Raw genomic sequence first — 238 nt, forward strand, 5'->3', positions numbered from 1 at the left:
GGAAGCGAGGTCCTGGAGGAGGCCCTTGAGCTAGCGGGGGAGGGGGCCCGGAGGGGAGCGGCCCTGGCGGAGATGGCCCTCTGCCACCTGGCCCTGGGACGGAAGAGGCTGGCGAGGCGGGCCGCCGGGGAGGCCCTGGAGCTTCTGGACACCCACGCCCCGGCCCGCGCCCGGGTGCTGGTGGCCCTGGCGGAGCTCTCCCGCCGGGAGGGGAAGGAGGAAGGCGCCCTGGCCCTGC

Annotated in this window: 1 pseudogene; it reads left to right on the forward strand. The window is 77.3% G+C overall.

Going from position 1 to position 238, the window contains the following annotated elements:
* Positions 1–238: pseudogene (locus ACYQ0J_RS00540) on the forward strand (tetratricopeptide repeat protein); the annotation flags it as partial.

It is taken from the genome of Thermus sp. FJN-A (assembly GCF_054655095.1).